This window comes from Rufibacter latericius, assembly GCF_003721515.1.
In the GTDB taxonomy this organism is placed as follows: domain Bacteria; phylum Bacteroidota; class Bacteroidia; order Cytophagales; family Hymenobacteraceae; genus Nibribacter; species Nibribacter latericius.
Map to the genome: position 1 here is coordinate 348,963 of NZ_RJJD01000005.1, position 19,469 is coordinate 368,431.

The 19,469-nt window shown below is 48.7% G+C and carries 15 protein-coding genes; 2 read left to right on the forward strand and 13 right to left on the reverse strand.

The genetic code is table 11. The annotated features are described in order from the left end of the window. Positions 1–391: 391 nt before the first annotated feature. A complete protein-coding gene (locus EFB08_RS11040) occupies positions 392–1,888 on the reverse strand; it encodes a glycine--tRNA ligase (protein ID WP_123126996.1) in 1,497 nt (498 codons plus the stop codon). Positions 1,889–2,132: 244 nt separating this feature from the next. Between EFB08_RS11040 and EFB08_RS11045 the strand changes: the two genes are divergently transcribed. Continuing rightward, on the forward strand, positions 2,133–3,539 hold the full coding sequence (locus tag EFB08_RS11045; protein ID WP_123126997.1) for an inorganic phosphate transporter: 1,407 nt from the start codon (positions 2,133–2,135) through the stop codon (positions 3,537–3,539). A gap of 889 nt (positions 3,540–4,428) precedes the next feature. Here EFB08_RS11045 and EFB08_RS11050 read toward each other — a convergent pair. The 10 genes from EFB08_RS11050 to EFB08_RS11095 all read right to left on the reverse strand — a co-directional run bounded on the left by EFB08_RS11050 (position 4,429) and on the right by EFB08_RS11095 (position 16,209). Beyond that, entirely contained in the window at positions 4,429–4,908 is a 480-nt protein-coding gene (locus EFB08_RS11050) for a hypothetical protein (RefSeq protein WP_123126998.1), read from the reverse strand. Positions 4,909–5,475: 567 nt separating this feature from the next. Then, positions 5,476–7,065, reverse strand: coding sequence for an Ig-like domain-containing protein (locus tag EFB08_RS11055; RefSeq protein WP_123126999.1), 1,590 nt, complete (start codon positions 7,063–7,065; stop codon positions 5,476–5,478). Between the two features lie 67 nt (positions 7,066–7,132). Next, positions 7,133–8,020 (reverse strand): class I SAM-dependent methyltransferase, encoded by an 888-nt coding sequence (locus EFB08_RS11060; RefSeq protein ID WP_123127000.1) that lies wholly within the window; start codon positions 8,018–8,020, stop codon positions 7,133–7,135. Between the two features lies 1 nt (position 8,021). After that, a complete protein-coding gene (mnmG, locus tag EFB08_RS11065; protein ID WP_123127001.1) occupies positions 8,022–9,884 on the reverse strand; it encodes a tRNA uridine-5-carboxymethylaminomethyl(34) synthesis enzyme MnmG in 1,863 nt (620 codons plus the stop codon). Positions 9,885–9,953: 69 nt separating this feature from the next. Further along, complete coding sequence (gene ybeY, locus EFB08_RS11070; RefSeq protein WP_123127002.1) at positions 9,954–10,385, reverse strand: rRNA maturation RNase YbeY; 432 nt, start codon at positions 10,383–10,385, stop codon at positions 9,954–9,956. Beyond that, entirely contained in the window at positions 10,366–10,785 is a 420-nt protein-coding gene (locus EFB08_RS11075) for an ATP-binding protein (RefSeq protein WP_123127003.1), read from the reverse strand. The genes ybeY and EFB08_RS11075 overlap by 20 nt, the downstream gene beginning before the upstream one ends. Before the next feature lie 33 nt (positions 10,786–10,818). Continuing rightward, positions 10,819–14,139, reverse strand: a complete 3,321-nt coding sequence (locus EFB08_RS11080; protein ID WP_123127004.1) for a DUF4175 family protein — start codon at positions 14,137–14,139, stop codon at positions 10,819–10,821. A gap of 360 nt (positions 14,140–14,499) precedes the next feature. Further along, entirely contained in the window at positions 14,500–15,273 is a 774-nt protein-coding gene (locus EFB08_RS11085; RefSeq protein ID WP_123127005.1) for an exodeoxyribonuclease III, read from the reverse strand. Then, positions 15,270–15,614 carry a hypothetical protein gene (locus tag EFB08_RS11090; protein WP_123127006.1) on the reverse strand — a complete coding sequence of 115 codons (345 nt, stop codon included), beginning with the start codon at positions 15,612–15,614 and terminating at the stop codon, positions 15,270–15,272. Before EFB08_RS11090 ends, EFB08_RS11085 begins: the two co-directional genes overlap by 4 nt. Positions 15,615–15,858: 244 nt before the next feature. Then, positions 15,859–16,209 (reverse strand): carboxymuconolactone decarboxylase family protein, encoded by a 351-nt coding sequence (locus EFB08_RS11095; RefSeq protein WP_123127067.1) that lies wholly within the window; start codon positions 16,207–16,209, stop codon positions 15,859–15,861. Positions 16,210–16,282: 73 nt separating this feature from the next. Here EFB08_RS11095 and EFB08_RS11100 point away from each other — a divergent pair, with 73 nt between their 5' ends. Continuing rightward, positions 16,283–16,996: a ComF family protein gene (locus EFB08_RS11100; RefSeq protein WP_123127007.1), complete on the forward strand. Its 714-nt coding sequence runs from the start codon at positions 16,283–16,285 to the stop codon at positions 16,994–16,996. 101 nt (positions 16,997–17,097) lie between these two features. On the opposite strand, the gene gldJ is transcribed toward EFB08_RS11100, so the two are convergent. Next, positions 17,098–18,285, reverse strand: coding sequence for a gliding motility lipoprotein GldJ (gene gldJ, locus EFB08_RS11105; protein WP_123127008.1), 1,188 nt, complete (start codon positions 18,283–18,285; stop codon positions 17,098–17,100). Between the two features lie 74 nt (positions 18,286–18,359). Further along, positions 18,360–19,436: a PorP/SprF family type IX secretion system membrane protein gene (locus EFB08_RS11110; protein WP_123127009.1), complete on the reverse strand. Its 1,077-nt coding sequence runs from the start codon at positions 19,434–19,436 to the stop codon at positions 18,360–18,362. Positions 19,437–19,469 lie beyond the last annotated feature (33 nt).

The window sequence follows — 19,469 nt, forward strand, 5'->3', positions numbered from 1 at the left end:
CAAATATCCGTTTGCTGGCGCGAGCCTCCGGCTCGTGTCCGCACGCATTCTTAGGTACTCTGCTGAGTTGTAATCGGCAATGTGAAGGCACGAGCCGGAGGCTCGCGCCAGCGATTTACTTCATTATATTATATATAATATACTCTGTTGAAGTTGAAGCTGACGCTTCACTGCAGTTACAAACTGCAGGCCATGGTAGGTCCAAGTCACAGACTTGAACCATGAAGATTTCTGGATGTGTTACTTTGTACCCACGTGGAAAACCTGCTTTCAGGTGTTTTCTTCATCTTGGTTTATCCCACACGAAAAAGGCCTCTGCATTTCTGCAGAGGCCTTTTCTATGTTAATGCGTTTAGAAGCTGTTTTTAGAAAAACAGCAGATATCCACAGGTTAGATTTTCTCGAAGATGCGTTTGAAGCTCACGGCGTCACCTATGTACTGGCGGAGTTCTGAGATGTGCATGCGCTTCTGCTCACGGCTGTCGCGATCCCGCACGGTCACGGTGTCGTTCTCCAAGGTCTCGTAGTCTATGGCGATACAGAACGGCGTCCCGATCAGATCCTGGCGGGTGTAACGTTTACCGATGGCGTCGCGCTCTTCGTAAATCATGTTGAAATCGAATTTCAGGTCATCGAAGATTTGCATGGCTTTCTTGGGTAGTCCGTCTTTTTTCACCAGCGGGAACACGGCGGCTTTCACCGGGGCAATGGCCGGGTGGAACTTCAGGAAGGTACGGGTCTTGGTGGCGTCTCCTTCAGTTACTTCCTCTTCCTGGTAGGCGTTGCAAAGGGTCATCAGGAACAGACGGTCGGCGCCTACGGAGGTCTCTACCACGTAAGGCACGTAGTTTCCGAATGGTTTGCCGTCCTCGCTTAGGTCATTATCAAAGTACTGCTGCTTTTTGCGGCTCAGGTTCTGATGCTGCGTCAAGTCAAAGTCGGTGCGGGAGTGGATTCCTTCTACTTCTTTGAAACCGAATGGGAATTCGAACTCAATGTCTACAGCGGCGTTGGCGTAATGGGCCAGTTTCTCGTGGTCGTGGAAACGGAGCTTTTCGGTAGGTACACCTAGAGCCTCGTGCCAGTTGCGGCGCATGGTTCTCCAGTGTTGATACCATTCCATCTCAGTGCCAGGGCGCACGAAGAACTGCATCTCCATTTGTTCAAACTCACGCATTCTGAAGATGAACTGACGGGCCACGATCTCGTTCCGGAACGCTTTCCCGATCTGGGCAATTCCAAAAGGTACTTTCATACGACCCGATTTCTGCACGTTCAGGAAGTTCACGAAGATTCCCTGGGCGGTTTCGGGGCGTAGATAAATGGTGCTGGAGTCTTCAGCCACAGATCCTACCTGTGTGGAGAACATCAGGTTGAATTGGCGCACCTCGGTCCAGTTAGAAGTACCTGAAATAGGGCACTTTATGTTTTCTGAGATAATCAATTGCTGTACGCCTTTGAGATCTTCGGCACCCAGCAAACGGCCCATTTCCTGCAGCAACGATTGGGCTTTCTCCACATCGCCGGCTTTCTCGTACTCGGCGGCTTTCTCCTCAATCAGAACATCGGCGCGGTAGCGCTTCTTTGAATCGAGGTTATCAATCATGGGGTCGTTGAAGGAGTCCACGTGACCAGATGCTTTCCAGGTGTTGGGGTGCATGAAGATGGCGGCGTCAATGCCCACCACGTTCTGGTGCAGCTGGGTCATGCATTTCCACCAAAGCGTTTTGAGGTTGTTTTTCAACTCCACCCCATTTTGCCCGTAATCATACACGGCCTGGAGACCGTCATAGATTTCGCTGGACGGGAATACGAAGCCGTATTCCTTGGCGTGCGAGATGATATCTTTTAATTGTGCGTTTTCTGTGGGTTTCTCAGTTGTGCTCATGGGCGCAAATATAGAGGTTTCATTGGCTTTTTTGATAAAACGCCGTAGTGGTTTGGTTAGAGAAGTACCGCATCTGGGCCTTAAATGTTCTGGCAAGAGGCTTGATTATAAGTAGAGTTAGCCTATCCTTCGTACTTTTGCCAGGCCAAAAATATGAAGAGGTAACATTCCTTAACAATTCGGTAACATTGGGAGGTGTTTAATCCCTTACTTTTGGCAGCTTTTTTCTCACCTATATTACATTATGTTCGGATTAGAAACAGATCATTTGATCTTGCTGGTAATTTGTTTGCTGGCCGCGTGTGCATTTGAATTTGTGAACGGTTTCCATGATACGGCCAATGCCGTGGCCACCGTGATTTACACCAACACCCTTCGGCCCTGGGCCGCGGTAGTCTGGTCCGGTTTCTGGAACTTCATCGGGGTTTTTGCCGGTGGTATTGGCGTGGCCATGGGGATTGTGTACCTGCTTCCCATTGAGACGCTCATTGACCAGGACATTTGGCACGGCGTGGCTATGATTGGAGCGCTTCTATTGAGCGCCATTATCTGGAACGTGGGTACTTGGTACTACGGTCTTCCTTCTTCCAGCTCTCACACACTGATTGGCTCTATCCTGGGACTAGGGATCGCCTATTCGCTTTTGCCTTCTACCACTGAGGCCACTTTTGCCTGGTCTGAGGCTACCAAAACCGGCATGTCGCTGCTGGTTTCTCCTTTCCTAGGCTTTACTTTGACCGTGTTCCTGATGTTCCTTTTGAAACGATTTGTGAAAAACAAGACGATCTTCAAGGAGCCACACAAGCGCAAAGCTCCCCCACTTTGGATCAGAATCATCCTGATTATCACCTGTACGCTGGTTTCCTTCTTCCACGGATCCAATGATGGTCAGAAGGGTGTAGGTCTGGTAATGTTGATTTTGATTGCCATTGTTCCTTCTTACTATGCCCTGGACAATGATAAAGACCCCATTGGCTTAAGAAACTCTATCACCCAGGTGGAGCAGGTTCTAGCCAAAGTAGACACTACGGTTCTTTCCGCCTCAGATGCTAAAGAATTAGCTTTGCTGAACGCCGAAGTGAAAGAGATGCGGAATGTGTTTGTCTCTAACCCGAACATGGCTAGCCTACCCAAAGATGCTCGTTTCGTGCTTCGTCGCGATATTCTGTTGATCACCAAAGGTACCGATAGATTGATGGAAAGCCGTGACATCACCATGAGCCAGCGTGACCGTGACCAACTGAAAGCCGGCGTAACCGGCATGCGTTCCTACACCGACTACGCTCCAGATTGGGTGATTATGATGATTGCCCTCTCTCTGGGTATCGGAACCATGATCGGTTGGAAGCGGATTGTGAAGACCATTGGTGAAAAAATAGGGAAAGAACATTTGACTTACGCCCAAGGCGCCTCGGCTGAGTTCATGGCGGCCAGCGTGATTGGTTTCTCTACCTTCATTTTCAAATTGCCGGTGAGTACAACGCACATCCTTTCTTCTGGTATTGCTGGTAGTATGGTGGCCAACCGTGGTATCAAGAACCTGAATGCCGGCACCATCCGGAACATTGCCTTAGCCTGGGTATTGACCTTACCGGTTTCCATGTTCCTTTCCGGTACCTTGTTCCTACTCTTCCGTTGGATGTTTGCTTAGAACTTAGTTTGAACGATATGAAAAGAGCCGCTTCAGTTATGGAGCGGCTCTTTTGTTTTCGAGGGTTTTGAGTTCTTTTCTGATGGATTGTGTAGTGCCATTTCTATACACCTGTTTTAAGGCCGTATTTTTAAATCATGCTTAAAACAGTAAGGTAGCGTGAACTCACGAATTATTTAATACCCTTGGATTCCCGTATCTCGGCTTTTAACACAGATTCTTCCCTTGATGAGAGATAAAGAGAACACTCATTCCAGAGCTACTACAGTTGTGTCGTTTGATTAAGATTGGCAAAGCATTAGCAGGAATGCATCAATCGGCAGGTGTAAACACCCCTCTTCAGAGCTACGCTCGCCGCCTCAAACTCTCGTTTGGGCAATCCTCAAGGGGAGAATCAACAGTTAACAGACGCATAGCGACATTGAACAGCATCTTTTAATTCTTGAGTGCACGTTAAAGTATACTAGTCGTCATTGGTGAAACAGAGCCTGTGACAAGCCTGCAGATCCCCGTTCCACCTTCAGAATATGTGTTAGCTTCAAAATGGCTTTTGGTTTTTAAAGGCTCTTTAGAAAGCTCTGGCAAACGTAAGCGCTCAGAGTTCGTTATTTCTGGCCCGATGTCTTGTAGGTCCTGAAAATGGCTTCTCTCAGACGCCTTTGATAGGCTGTTCCACGCACAATTCCGTGGAACTTGTAAAATGAACTTCACGAGAGTTCAATATTTGAAGAGAACTGGACTACAGCCAAAAAATACGGCCGGTGTTTAGGGGCCAGTTTTTGAAAACGGCCCTAAAACAAGATACTTGGCTATGCCTGAAAACAGAAAGAACCGCTTGAGGCGGTTCTTTCTGTTTAAACGGATGTGATATCTGGTATAAAATTTTGGCTTAGCCTTCTTTTGGCCAAAGAACTTCCAGGTTATCGTCCATGTGCACGCCGAAGTTAACGGCTAGCAGCTTGCCTTCCTCAAAGTAAAGGTCAATCATCTCGCGCTCGTAAGAAAGGCAGGTCACGTTGTTTTCGACCTTCTCTTTCTCTACGTTCTGTATGCCGTGCTCTTTGAACAGATCTTCCACTTCCTGCTGGCTCATTTCAAAGATTTTCTTCCCGAACAGCGTCACGTTAGGATTGGCAGTTTCTATGCAGCTCAGGCGGTAATCGTCTTCTTTGTCAAAGTAGAACGAGAAGCCGCTGTCCCAGTAGTTCCAGGCCTTGTGCTCAAATTCGTCTTCCTCGTCTGACTCCTCTACTTCCTCAGGCTCGCCCATGATGTCTTCCACGTCATCCATGCTCAACCCGAAGCGCAAATCGCCTATTCCGTATCCTAGTTTTATCTCGTTGTCGAATTGTTCTTGATCCTGTTCCATAGTTTCTATTGGTTATATGGGTCCGTTTCCGGGTTTGTTTTCCTAAAACTACTCAAAAATAGCGGGTGTTCCACATTCGGCCCTCTCCCAGGCCTTTCCTGAAAACCGCGCCGCGCCCCAGCTCCCCCTTCTCATTCCTGATTTTTCGGCTTTTCCCACTTTTCCACGGAGCCAACTTGATATCTATTATAAAATGATTTTTTCTTAAAAAGAATCTTGTTCGTCATTAGGGCTGTGCAGAAGTGGATAAGATTTCTTGTCCCCACGTTTTCCCCGGCGTTCTGAAATATCCTCTCAGTAGTCCCACTTATTCCCCCGTGTCTGTGGATTCTTCTTTCGTCTCTGTCAAGTACTTACGTGGGCTTTCCACTTCTTCACATAAAAAACGGGGGAAACTCCCCAACGTTTATACTCACGTGAATAACTTCTCAGAATTTCTGTTTTTATGAACGCCCACTCACATTTAGGTCTGTGAACGTAGAATTCCGGGTTTTGGGTTTTCTGTTTATCAGACTTGGCCTTACTTTATCCAGATTCTTGTCCACAGTTATCCACCCCGTTTCCACGCTAAAATTCGATGGCCTGGCTTTCGATTTCCCAGTTGGCCCTGATCTCCCAAACATCCTTTGGAAGGATCACCGGCTCGGGTAATCTTCGATCTTTTAGGCTTCCGTTGTCCCATTTTCCGTTGCCGTTTTCGTCCACCAGGATCCTGATCTGGTAAGAGGCCGGCGTGAGGTCATCCCACAGAATGGTTTTCTGGTTCACTACTTCCTTCACCACCGCGTTCTGGCGCAGCAGCTGCACAATAAAGTTTTTCTGGTCGGTTTTCAGAAGCACTTTCAGGCTCCCCGATTCTATTTTGTCGCTAATCTGTACCGTCACCGTATCGTTCCCGTACGGAGCCCCGATGAACGGCACCACCTTGGTGGTATCCATGAAAACGGTGACTTCTTGTTTACCTGCCGTTGGCATCCTGAGCAGCAATTGAGTGGCATCTTGGTTGAAGCGGAGCTGGGTAGTATCTTTCGTGGCGAGGGTGGTAGCCGAATCTACCACCAAGGTAAAGGCCCCTGCCGGGTTCAGGATCTTGGTGGGTACCTCAAACTGTACCCTGATCTGCTCCCCGGGTTTGATGGTGCTGCCGTTGACCACGGTAAAGCTGTTATTTTTGCGGGGAGCTGCTTTGCCGCTAAGGCGTACCGCCACGGTATCTACTCTTTGGTTGCTGGCACTGTCCTGCACCTGAACCAGCCATTGCTTTTCCTCCGGAGCTCCCGGGAAAAGGCGCAACGTTTTACCGTTGTTCGCAATGAGGTACTTAATGTTGGTGCTATTATCCGGTGCGGTGACGATGGCTTGCGTGATACCCTCGTTATATTCTACCTCATACATGTTCAGGAAACTCCTTTTCGCCACCAAGTTTGGTCGGGTCACATCTTGGGTATGCAGGCTTAGCTGCACTCCTTCTCGGGCGGGACTTACCTTGATAGTGTCTGTGGTATAGGCGATGTATTCTTTATCACTGTCGTACCGCAGGTTATTGTTGGTTTCGGTTAAGCCATAGATGAAGTAATTGCCTTCCTTGATGTTTCTGAACGAGAAATTTCCGCTGGAATCTGTACTGGTTACATACAGCGGCCGGCCTTTGGTTACCTGCGAGGTATCGTTCACCGGGTACAATAAGACATTGACTTCCTTGGGCGGCGTGTTGCTGAACAGCAGACGGGCATTTCCTGATACTCTTCCAGAATCCAGGAAGGAACCTGTACTGAAAGTAATGATTACGTTTTTGGCCGGATTTTTCTCCGTCACATCTGCCAGGCTATTCCTGAAGTTCAGGCTATAGGTGGTATTCTCTTCCCAAGGTTTAGAGAAGGTCAATTCTATGGTTCCGTCTTTGACCCTGCTCTTATAGGTATTGTCTGTAAACGGCGCGATGATCAATTGGCGGGTGAGATCTACTGCCTGGATGTTTTCATCAAAGGTCAGGGCAATCTCCTCGGGCTTTACATTGGTCTGGCCATTCTTCGGATTACTGGAAACTAATTTAGGAGCGGTTACATCTTTGGCTCCCCCCTCGGGGCTACTGATGCTGGCGCATCCTTTCAAGAAAAAAGCAATGACAGTTACGGCGTATATGAGCTGTTTTTTCATTTTCGGCTTTAAAATGGAAATGACCTTACAGTGTGAACTGCAAGGTCATTATTCTTAGTGTATGGGGTTATTTTTTCTGGGCGATGAAGATCTGGCTTGAATAGGAATTATCATTCTTGGCCCCGTGCAGGTTAGACCTGAAACCGGTGAAGAACGAGTCCAGCATCTTGGTTTGCCCGTGCTTGTACTTCTCGCTCAGGATGCTCACGTAGTAGGAATCCCACTTCATGGGCAGCACTTCCTTCAAATCCAGTTTATGCTTCCGGAGAAGTTTCTGCATGCTGGCTTTGTTGAAATGGTACAAGTGCCGAGGCACGTCATACGCCGCCCAGTCGGCACCGTACTTCTTGGCGTCATAGGAATCTGCATTGGGAACGGCTATCACAATGTGCCCGCCTTTTTTGGTGGCGTTCACCAGAGCCTTGAGCGTTTCATTCAGTTGGTGGATGTGCTCCAGCACGTGCCACAAGGTCACCACCTCAAACGTTTCTTGTCCAATTTCTTCTAAACTGCCTTGAAACAGCGGCTTCCCTATTTTCTCCTCGGTCTGGTGCCGGGCGGCTTCATTGGGCTCTACCCCTTCTACTTGCCAGCCCTGTTTTTGGCAGGCCTGCAGGAAGTACCCTACGCCACAACCATAGTCCAGAATCTTGCCTTTGTTTCCTAGTCGGTTCACTAGTTCCACCTTGTTCTTGATGGCCATGGAACGCACCAGCCGGTAGGTTTTATTCAGCAGACCTTTGCTGGTATCTGAATGCGAGATGTATTCCTCGGAGGCATAATACGGGGCTATGCTTTCCTCGGGCGGACGCGGGTTCGTGAATTTGAGCTGGCAATTGAGGCACTGCACAATCACGAAACTCTCCTGGCTGACGCTTTTGTCTTGTACTACTAGAAAATTCTTAAACTCTGTTTTGGAACAAATGGGGCAATGGTCTAGCCGTTCGTAGCTCATTCTATTTTCCTAAATATACCATCAGGATGGAGATATCTGCAGGAGATACGCCACTGATGCGCGATGCTTGTCCTAAGGTTTCTGGCTGGATTTTGAAAAGCTTCTCGCGGGCCTCGTTCGAGAGTGCCGTGATGGCTTTGTAGTCTAGCCGGTCTTTTATGCGGTAGTTCTCCAGTTCCTCCATTTTAGAGGCCATCTGGTTTTCTTTGTCAATATAGCTCGCATATTTCAGAAGAATAACCGCCTGCTCCAAGCTATCGGGTAAATATTTGCTCAGGAACAAGTTCAGGCTTTCCGAGGACTGTATCAAATGTTCCAGTTCCACGTTCGGGCGCTTCAACAAGTTGCCGGCTTTCGCCCGCTCACTTATCGGTGCCGATTCTAAAGACAGCAGCATGGCATTTACTTCCTCCGGCTCAATTCCTTTCTGCTGTAGATACGTGAGCACTTCTTGGGTCTCTTGTCTCTTCCGATTCACTTTTTGCAAACGCTCTTCTGAGGCAAGGCCCAATTGGTAGCCTTTTTCAGTTAAGCGAAGATCGGCGTTGTCTTGGCGCAATAAAATTCTGTGCTCCGCACGAGAGGTGAACATCCGGTACGGTTCGTTTGTACCCTTGTTTACCAAATCATCGATCAAAACACCTATGTAGGCCTCTGATCTTTTCAAGACGAACGGTTCTAAGTTATGCACCTTATTATGGGCGTTAATTCCCGCCATAAGGCCCTGGCAGGCCGCTTCCTCGTATCCGGTGGTGCCGTTAATTTGCCCTGCGAAGTAGAGGTTATCCACCAACTTCGTCTCCAGTGATAGGTTCAATTGGGTAGGCGGGAAGAAGTCGTATTCAATGGCATACCCAGGGCGGAACATCTTAGCGTTCTCAAATCCGGGGATCTCGCGCAGCGCTTTCAACTGCACATCTTCAGGCAGTGAGCTGGAGAATCCGTTCACGTAAACTTCCACCGTGCTCCATCCTTCCGGTTCCACGAAGATTTGGTGACGGTCGCGTTCGGCGAAACGGTTGATCTTGTCTTCTATGGATGGGCAGTACCGCGGACCTATTCCCTGGATTCTTCCCTGGAACATGGGCGATTTCTCGAAACCGGTTTTCAGGATATCGTGAACTTTGGTATTGGTATAGGTGATGTAGCAACTCCGCTGATTGGTGAGCGCCGGCGTATCGGTGTAGGAGAACTTGGATGGATTCTCATCCCCCTTCTGCTCTTCCATAACGTCATAGTTCAGGCTCCGGCCGTCTACGCGTGGAGGCGTTCCGGTTTTCATGCGGCCGGCTTCAAATCCTAAAGACACCAATTGCTCAGTGATTCCTTTCGCAGATTTCTCGGCGGCTCTGCCGCCACCCAATTTCTTCTCGCCAATATGGATGATGCCGTTCAGGAAAGTACCGTTGGTTAACACCACGGCTTTGGCTCTGATGTCAATACCCAGGCTGGTCTTCACTCCTACTGCTTGGCCGTCTTCTACCAGAATTTCGGAGACCATCTCCTGCCAGAAATCTATATTGGGTGTTTGCTCCAGGGCCATTCTCCATTCCTCGGCGAAACGCATGCGGTCGCTTTGGGCTCGGGGGCTCCACATGGCTGGGCCTTTAGACAGATTGAGCATCCGGAACTGGATCATGGTTTTATCCGTGATGATTCCGCTCATGCCGCCTAAAGCATCCACTTCTCTTACGATTTGCCCTTTGGCCACACCGCCCATGGCTGGGTTGCAAGACATTTGGGCAATGGTGTTCATGTTCATGGTTACGAGCAATACCTTCGACCCCATGGTGGCGGCCGCATGTGCTGCTTCGCATCCGGCATGTCCCGCCCCAACTACTATTACATCATAACTTGTGAACATAGTGTGGATTAGTGTGATGTTTCACGTGAAACATTGTTGATAAGTGAGGAAAACTCTAGAAAGAGGTGTTTACAACTTTAGGAGATCTAAACACTCGTTTTCCTTTGTTCGCATTAAAGCCTTCTTCTCAGGCGTTTTGTCATCGAAACCAAGCAAGTGGAGCAGGCCATGCGCCATTACCCGGTGGAGCTCTTCTTCTGGAGTAATGTTGAAAGACGTAGCATTGTCCACAATGCGATCAATACTAATGAAAACATCACCTTCAATAACTCCTTCAAAGTCGGAATTATCAAAGGTGATGACATCAGTGAGCGTATCATGATCTAAGTATTCTACATTCATCTGATGAAGATATTCATCGGAACAAAAAATGTAGTTCAAAGATTCTAATTCGAAGGAATATTTCGAAATAATTTCTGAAAGCCACGTTTTGACCTTCTCTTCGTTTTTAACCTCAAATTCTACCTCCTCGGTAAAGAACTCAATGGGTAGTTCCTGCATTCTCAATATTGAAGGTTAAAGAAACGGTGCGGCCGTCGTTGCTGAAAGAAACATCGTCGCAGAGGTTACGCATTAAGAAGATTCCTCTGCCGCCGGGGTTCTCCAGGTTCTCAGGGGCGGTGGGGTCAGATAAGGTCTCTGGATCAAATCCGTTGCCTTCGTCCTGTACTTCAAACCGCAGTTGGTTGGGCTCTACAAAAAGAGAAAGATAGACGTTCTTATCCTTATCAAACTTGTTTCCGTGTCTGATGGCGTTGTTCACAGATTCCGTCACGGCAACCATGATATTACCATAGATGTCATCCTCAATTTGAAATTTCTCCCGCGAGTTGTCAATAAAGCTCTCCACGATACGGATATTCTCAATGATAGAAGGAATCTGAATTTTTACTTGATTCATAATATGTACACTATATCTGAAATGTCTGCAAATCTAATAACCTAATCGCTTAAAATAAGCATCTACTTGCTTTTTATAATAAGGTGTCAAAGCCGGTAGGTTCTGACGGAGCGATTCTGTCTGCTGTTTCTGCCTTGCCTGGTATTTCTGCAGCGATGGCGGAATGCGGGCGGGCAACTCCTTGGCGGTGTTGGCTTCCCGTTTCTCGTCCAGATCGCGCTCATTGGCGGCCTTCTCAGCTTGCAGCAGACGCGTCAGAATCTCTTTCTGCCGCATCATGGTCTGCTCCGTAAGACGTTTATTAACGAGATCAGTTTCGGTTTGTTCCATGAGCTTGCTCAAATTACTGAGTTTCTCCCCTCCTTCCTTGCCCCCGGGCTGGGTGGGCGATGGCGCCAGGTCCTTCATGGCGTTGCGTAACATTTCCTGCTGGGCCGCCAAACGGGCCAGTTGCTCTGACAACTGCTGACCACTTTGGCCGCTTTTCTGCAACTGCTGGATCTGCTCATTCAACTGCTGCTGCATCTGCCCCAGGGCGCCAGGTTGATTCTTGCCGTTCTTGCCTTTGCCCTTCTTCTTGCCTGGTCCTGCTTGTTGCATGGCCATCATGGCCTGCTGCATCTGCTGCTGTACATCGCTCAGCATCAGGGCCAGGTTGTTCATGGAGGTCATGGCCAGTTGCTGGTGTTGACCGGTCTTAGGCAGGTTTCGGTCTTTGATGGCCTCTGAGCTGTTCTCCATCTCCCCTTCCATAGCACCTACCTCACGGGTCACGAAGGACTGGATCTGCGGCACGCGTTTGGCCAGGGAGAGCAGGCTGTCTTCAATGATTTTGGCGTCGTCTGAGAGTTTGATCTGCTGCTGGGCCAGGCCAATGAACCGGGGGTCGCTCTGCTGCACGTTGCGGAAATCCTTCATCAGTTTCTCTTGGTCAAAGGACAGCGTTACCAGGTTCTCCAGGATATCCCGCAAATGGTCCAGGTTCTGCTGGGCTTGTTCCATGTCACCCTCCATTTCCTGGCTCTGCATCTGCTGCGACATCTGCTTCATCTTCTGGGCCGCCGATTTCTGCTGCTGGCTCGCTTTCTTGTTCTGGCCTTTTTGCATAGACTCCTGGGCATTCTCCTGCTCCTGTTCAATCTGCTCCTCCATCTTGTCGGTGTCAGGAATGTCCTCAGGGTTCTCCAGCTGCTCATTCATCTTCTCGGCCTCGTTGAGTTCTTCCTGCATCTGCTTGAATTCCTCTTGCAGTTGCTTCTGTTCCTGCTGCAGGCCTTGGTCTGGTTTGTTTTTCTGCTCGCCGGTCTTGTTCGCCAAGTCGTCCTGTTTCTTGGCCAGGTCATCCAGCTTCTGTTGGGCGTTGTCCAGCTTCTGCTCTACCTGTAGTTGCTTGAACATCTCCAGCAGACGATCCAGCTCTTTCTGCAGGTTATCCTCTTTGTTGTTGAGTTTGTCCAGGAGCGGCTGTATCTGCTCTGGCCGAGGCTGCTTTTGCTCTAGCAGTTTCTCCAGTTGCTCATAGAGCTTCTTGGTTTCCTCGTCCAAGAGCTGGTCCATCATCTTCTTGAGCTGATCGCGTTTTTCGGCTAGTTTCTCGTTTTGGGGCGTAAAACGTTCCTGCTGCTGGTTTAACTGGTCGTTCATCTTTTGGAGTTGGGCCAGTTCTTCCTGCAAGGCTTTCTTCTTATCGGCGAGTTCCTGCAGGGCTTTTTTATCCTGGTAAGAGAGTTCTTTCTTCAGCTTGGTCTTCTCTTCGTTCTGCTCCAGGGATTTCTTCAGTTCCTCAGCCTTGGTGAGCGAAGACTTCATCTGGGACTGTACCTGCTGTGAGTTTTCCTCGATGGATTTCTGCACCTCAGATGGGTCTGGGTACTTGAAGATGAAGGTAGAAGTGCGGGCGCTCTTCGGTTGCGGCACCTGGTCGTTATCCGTTACCTGCACGAAGTACTCCAGTCTGTCGCCGGGCTGAAGGTTCAGCGGCTTCAGGTTCATCTGCCGGAAGTACGACTGTGTGGCCAAAGAACCGCTGAACGGAATGGAAACCGCTCTGTAGCCCGTGGCAGCTTTGTTTCCTCTGAGCACGCGGTAATGTAGGGAAAGATTGCTGAAGCCGTAATCATCTGAGATGGTCCCTCCTACTACTAAATAAGAGTACAGCACCGAGTCACGGAACTGCTCCAAAGTAATCTCAGGAGTACGGTCTGGGATGACGGTGATCTGGTGCGAGATCTGCTCTTTGTTCTCTGAGTAGCGGTTCTTCAGGTGCATGCTGTAGCGCTGGCTTTGCATGAACGTCTTACGCACCACGTATTCCTTGTCTTCAGATTGTGCTTTAACCTTCTGGGCCGGAGCATCAAACTGCAGCCACAGCGAATCTGCGTTGTCTGCGGCAAGGCGCCAAGTCACTTGCGTTCCCTCGGGGATGGTCAGGTCTCCTGTGTTGTCCAGGATTTCGGCAGGCCGTTTGGTATAGGCAGGGTATCTTAACTGGGCCTTCAACTGCCGAAGCATGGGTCTGGCTACTACGGTTAAGCGGTTTTCATCTGAATAGAAGCCGGCACCGGTCAACTGGAAATCCACCGACTCCTGCACTTGCTCAAAATCATAGACGTAGGTCTGGTTCTTCAACTTCTTGAGCGGCATCTGCCGGCCGTCAATGACCAGAAACACTTGCTCCGGTACTGAATTTCCCTCAATGTTTACTTTCAGCTGAAAATCTTCTCCTTTGAATGCCTGCAAGGAGGAATTCTGGATTTCAAACTGGAAAGGAGCCTTAGGGGCGTAATGCCGCTTGAAATGGATGATGCGCTCCGTTCCTTGCACAAACAGGGTGGGATAAATAAAGGCCAATACCAATACCAGAGTAAGCGGAAGCAGCAGGTATTTAAAATAAGAGCGGTTCTGGGTGTATTTAATCCGCTCCGGGAAACGGTAGCCTACCAGTTCTTCAGAGCGCTGTTCCACGCTGGCCGCTACCAGGTCATTGTTCATCGCCACATTCTTTAACTGCAGCAGGTTGAGCAGGTGGTCCTGTATCTCGGGGAAATAATGGGAAACTTGCTGGGCAGCTTGTTCATCGGTGAGCAGCTTCTTCAGGTTCGTCAACGCCATAATAGGTGCCCAGATCCACCTGACAATGGCAAAGGAACTGATGGCAAGAAACGAGAAGAAGAGAAAAGCCCGCACCTCCGGCTGGAAATAGAAGAAGTATTCCAGCACTGTGATGAGCAGATAAGAAGAAAGCACTAACCCTAGCGTGAGTAAAGCGCCTTTAAAAAGCAGGTTCAGGTAGAATTTGCGCTTGAACGCCTGAAGCTGCTGTAAAACTGTATCTAAAGAACCGGCAGCCCGCATAAGTAAAGGGAGATTAGAGTGGCCTAGAAACGGGAGTAGTCGGAGAAAGAATACCAGTCGTTTCTGTTTATTATCATACGTGTTTAATCAGCAGAGTATTAACTCTTTTGCTTACTAATTTATTGTTAATTCTTTGATTTGGGAGCATTTTGCAAGCTTTTTAGCCTGTTTCACATAATTAGGGCTAGAAATGAGCCGAACCGGAAAAATGGTTCTTGCTTCAAGCTGCAAACGTTTGATGTGGACACTTTATAAAAAGGAGTGCCGATGTCCACACCGGAGTAAAAACAAAGATGCGTTTTTAGCCTGTTTCAAGAGAAACAGACTAAAAACGCATCTGGTAAGTTGAAAGCAGAAAACTTAGTTTTCCACGGGGTGCATCTCCAATAAGATAGGGCAATGATCAGAGTGCTTGGCTTCCGGTAAAATGGCCGCCCGTTTCATCAACGGTTTCAAGTGCTCTGACACCAACAGGTAATCGATCCGCCAGCCCAGGTTCTTGGCTCGAACATTGGCCCGATAGCTCCACCACGTGTATTGATGCGGCTCCGTATTGAAGTGGCGGAACGAATCAATGTACCCATCCTGCAGGAAATTGGAGAACCAGTTCCGTTCTTCGGGCAGAAAGCCGGATGAGTTCGCATTGGATTTCGGGTTGTGGATATCAATGGGCTGGTGGCAGATATTGTAGTCGCCGCAAATAACCAAACCCGGCACAGTGTCCTTTAAACCCTGAATGTACTGTTGAAAATCGCGGAGCCATTCCATCTTGAATCCCTGCCGATGTTCTCCGCTGGACCCTGATGGCATGTAGACATTCAACACGGAGTAGCCATTGTAATCAGCCCTGATTACTCTTCCCTCCTGGTCATACTGTTCAATGCCGCACCCGATGCACACGTTTTTAGGCTCCACCTTAGACAGGATGGCCACACCGCTATAGCCTTTCTTTACTGCCGGATGGATGTACACGTGGTACCCGATTTCCTCAAAGCAGGCTTTGTCAAACTTTGTCTCGTCTGCCTTTATCTCTTGCAAGCAGAGCACATCCGGGTTCGCGGCTTTCACCCAATCCAGGAAGCCTTTGGAAATGGCAGACCTAATGCCGTTTACGTTGTAGCTGATAATCTTCATGAATTCATTTCGTCAAAGTACTCAAGGGCGTGCCATTTGAGCATGCGCTCCTGCTCTTTCAGGTTACAGGCGGGCAGTGGTTTCACCGATTTCCAGTGTGGCCAGCCTTCCTGATCCAAGCCATCCAGTTCATAGTAACCAGACAAACTGAGGAGTTTGCAGGTAGCAATGTGCATCAGGTCCTGCTTTTCTTCTTTGGTGAACTCCCGTACGCCTTGCCCAAGTTCCTGCACGCCCACCAAAAAAAGGATAGCATTCAGGTCAGGCTTCTTTCCAAACTTCTTCTTGATGTCCTGGCGCAACGCTGCCCACCTGACATCAAAATCTTCTTCGTTCTCCATAGAAATTCTGTGTGCATAAGTGGCATTTAGCGAGAGTGGATTTCTCTATGCTATCCACTAGGTTTTGAGGTTCGTTTTCGGCCCGATTCTATGAAATCAGCCCTGAAACGCTGTTTTAAGTAGATTATCCCTGTTGGCGTTTTCCGTAGGTGGACGGCGCAAAAGGAAGTAATCCACAGATGAAACAGAGCTGTTTCAGGGCTGATTTCCTGAAAACAGGCCCGAAACGAAAATCGATTTAGACTTAGGCTTGCGCTTCGGTTTTCAGCTCTTCCCAGTACTCCACGGCTCTTCTGAAGTGCGGGATCACGATGGAACCACCAATCAAATTCGCGATGGCGAAGACCTCGTATACTTCCTCATCTGAGAGGCCGCACTCAAAGCATTTACCCAAGTGGTACTTGATACAGTCGTCGCAGCGAAGAACCATGGAGCAGGCAAGACCCAGCATCTCCTTGGTTTTAACATCTACGGCCCCTTCGGCGTAAGCATTCGTATCCAAGTTGAAAAAGCGTTTGATCACTTTATTGTCCGCCTCCATGATCTTCTCGTTCATGCGGGTGCGGTAGTCGTTAAATTCTGTTACTAAGCTCATTTTATGCGTCATTAAAGGCGGCATTCTGCGCCGCTACTGTAAAGTTACATCAAAAAATTTTTAAGTATAGTTTATGCCACAGCCGCAGATGGTCCTCAGGTCGCTTTACCATGATTTTCTGGCCTTACTTTTCCCAGAGGATTGCCGGGCTTGCGGTGGAGAACTGGCTATGGGCGAAGAAGTCATCTGTAGTCACTGTCGCATCAAACTTCCTTATTCTGATTTTCACCTCTCCCCTACCCAGAACCCCTTGCATCAAGTTTTCTGGGGAAGAGTGCCTATTCAGTTGGCCGTGGCTTACCTTAAGTTCCAGGAGAAAGGACGCGTACAGCGGTTACTCCACCAGTTGAAATATAAAGGACAGGAAGAAGTAGGTGAGCTCTTAGGAAGATGGTTTGGAGCCCAGTTACGAGAGCAGGAGGAATTCCAGCCTGTGGATGTGGTAGTGCCGGTGCCCTTACATAAGAGTAAACTTAAGCAGCGTGGCTACAACCAGGTAGAGGGATTTGCCCAAGCTATTGCCGAGAACCTGGAAGTTCCGTTAGTGGCAGACGCTTTAAAGAAGAATTTGGTGAGCGGGACTCAAACCACAAAGAACCGACAAGCTAGGTGGGAAGCAATGCGTCAATTATATACTATCCACAAGCCCGAGGCAGTACAAGGAAAGCATGTGCTGTTGATAGATGATGTCATTACCACAGGTGCCACCATTGAAGCCTGTGCCGATATCCTGCTGAAGAACGGAGCAAGTGCCGTCAGTGTAGCTTCTATTGCTTACACTCTATAATGCTGCCCTAAAATATTTGGGTAAACCCAAACCAAACCCTTATAAAACAAGAAAGGCCGGATATACCGGCCTTTCTTGTTTTATTGAGATAATGTGATTTCTTATTTGTTTGAGCCAGTGTTGATCATGGCGCAACGGAAACCGATAGTTGAAGTAGCAGAATCCTGCTCCATGTAACGACGGGTTCCTGGAGATAACCAGTACGCCACGTCTTTCCATGAGCCACCTTTGAACACGCGCACGGTGTTGGTGATCAGAGACTGGAAGCCGGCTACGTCATACAGAGAAGAGTCATCCTGTACCCCGTTACGGCGAACTGGGTTCAAATCTTCTACATCCTGGAAAGAAAGCGGACGGTACACGTCTTGTACCCACTCGTTCACGTTACCAGCCATGTTGTACAGACCGAAGTCGTTTGGTGGGTAAGCGTACACGTACTCGGTGATCATGGCACCATCATTCAAAGAACCAGCAATACCGGCGTAGTCACCACGGCCGCGTTTGAAGTTAGCCAGGAACTGACCTTGGCCTTTTCCGTATGGGTTACGCACTTGGTGTCCATCCCAAGGATAGATACGCTTGTTGGTTTGGTTTTCTTCTTCGCTCAACTGGGTTCCAATCAAAGCCTGAGCAGCATATTCCCACTCAGCTTCTGTTGGGAGACGGTAGTTCGGAAGAACGGCGCCTGACTCAACAGGAGGGGTTGCGCCTTCGGCTAATTCACCATCATAGTCTTTCGCCAGGTTTTTGTTTACCATAGCAGTACGCCAGGTACAGTAATCCTGGGCTTGTAACCAGCTCACCCCTACTACCGGGTAGTAGCGGAAACCTGGGTAACGCAGGTAATAGTTTACGTAAGGGTCATTGAAAGAAAGCTCACGCTCCCAAACAGTGGTATCGGGCAAAGCCTTGGCGTAGATTTCTTCAGAAGAGTCTTTTCTGATGTAATGCAGGTACTCCAACCAGTGAATGTTGGCTACCTCCGCCTCGTCCATGTAGAAAGAAGCCACGGTAACGGTACGCTCAATGTTGTCACGGGTCATGGCCACATCTTCCTCTGAAGAACCAAGGGTAGTTCTACCACCTTCAATAAATACCAAACCGGGTCCTTCAGGTACGTCGCTATAGTCCGCTACAGCAAAACCACCTTCTTCATCATCGTAAGAGATACCGGTGGCAGTACTGTTCTTCCCGGGATCCTGGCTAGTAGGACGGTTGTTTTTGGAGCACGAGGAGAAAACTACAGCCCCCGCCGCCAGAACGTACATTAAATGTTTAGAAAGTTTCATAAAAATGGTAAATACCAGGTAAAATTGTATTCTTTAGATCAAATGTGGCTTTTAACACGCAATAATATAGAAAATTAGAATGCCGGGCAAGCAATCCGATTGTATTTCTTGTCGGAACCGGATCTTTTGAAAATCTTCAAGTAATCCACTTTCTCAAAAGAGAGAACCAGCTCATGCGTTGGGCCCAGTGAAATAGGGCTTGCCGCCAGCGGATGCCGGTACCCGTATCCTATTTTAAATTCTGTATGTGTAACGCCAACTAACCCCTGAAAAGTGCTTGTAAATGAAGTATTTTTTGCGCCGGGTAAAAAAGCTAACCCTAATCCTACCGTTACCGGAGTTATGTTCGCATAAACGCTGGCATCTAAGCGGTTAAAGCTGCGCTGGTGGGTATACGAAAGCGTAGGAATAAAGCTGATTTCCTCAAAATGATCTCGGTCAAAATGGCTGCGCACATAGAACCTGTAACCCGTCTGCATTTGGAAAGTTGGCCCTACCGTACTAGCCGCCATTTCGCCCACCTGAGGGTTGTTGACATGATGCCCCGAAACCCCAAGCCAGAACTGTGGCGTGAAAAGCAGCAGCCCTCCAGACAAAGTCAGGTAAGAGGTTTTATCCAATCCAAAGGTCTCTGCCGTAGGGCCGCTAATGGTCCCATTTGAATTTAACTGATCTTCAAAAACAAGCCCGTTCGTGGAGGGTTTCTGCGAACCGTAGCCCACCTGCATTCCGGCGCTTAAGTCCAGTTTCTCGCGTAGTTTGGTATGATAGGCATATAACAGGCCTGCCTGTATTTTCTGGTACCCGCCGGTTGGGGCTTTATCGGCTAGAAACGTGGCACCTAGGGCATTCTTGTTTTCCTGAAACCGGTACTCTCCGCTGGCCCATTGGGTGCTAAACCCGTTGTTCACGCCCGTCCATTGGGAACGGTATCCGGCAGTTATGCTGTAGTCAGACAATAATCCGGTGAATGCGGGGTTTAAAAAGAGACGGTGGGCATAGGGTAATGTACTGACGGTTTCCTGCGCCATCGCACCAAAGGGCGACAAGAGAGAAAAACAACCTGCTACCCACAAGCTTCTCCAACCGGTCTTCTTCCCGATGATTCCACGGCACACAAATTGCAGGAACTCCTGTAAGCGTATATTCATCTGAAAATACCTAAACTTACAAGCTGAAAACAC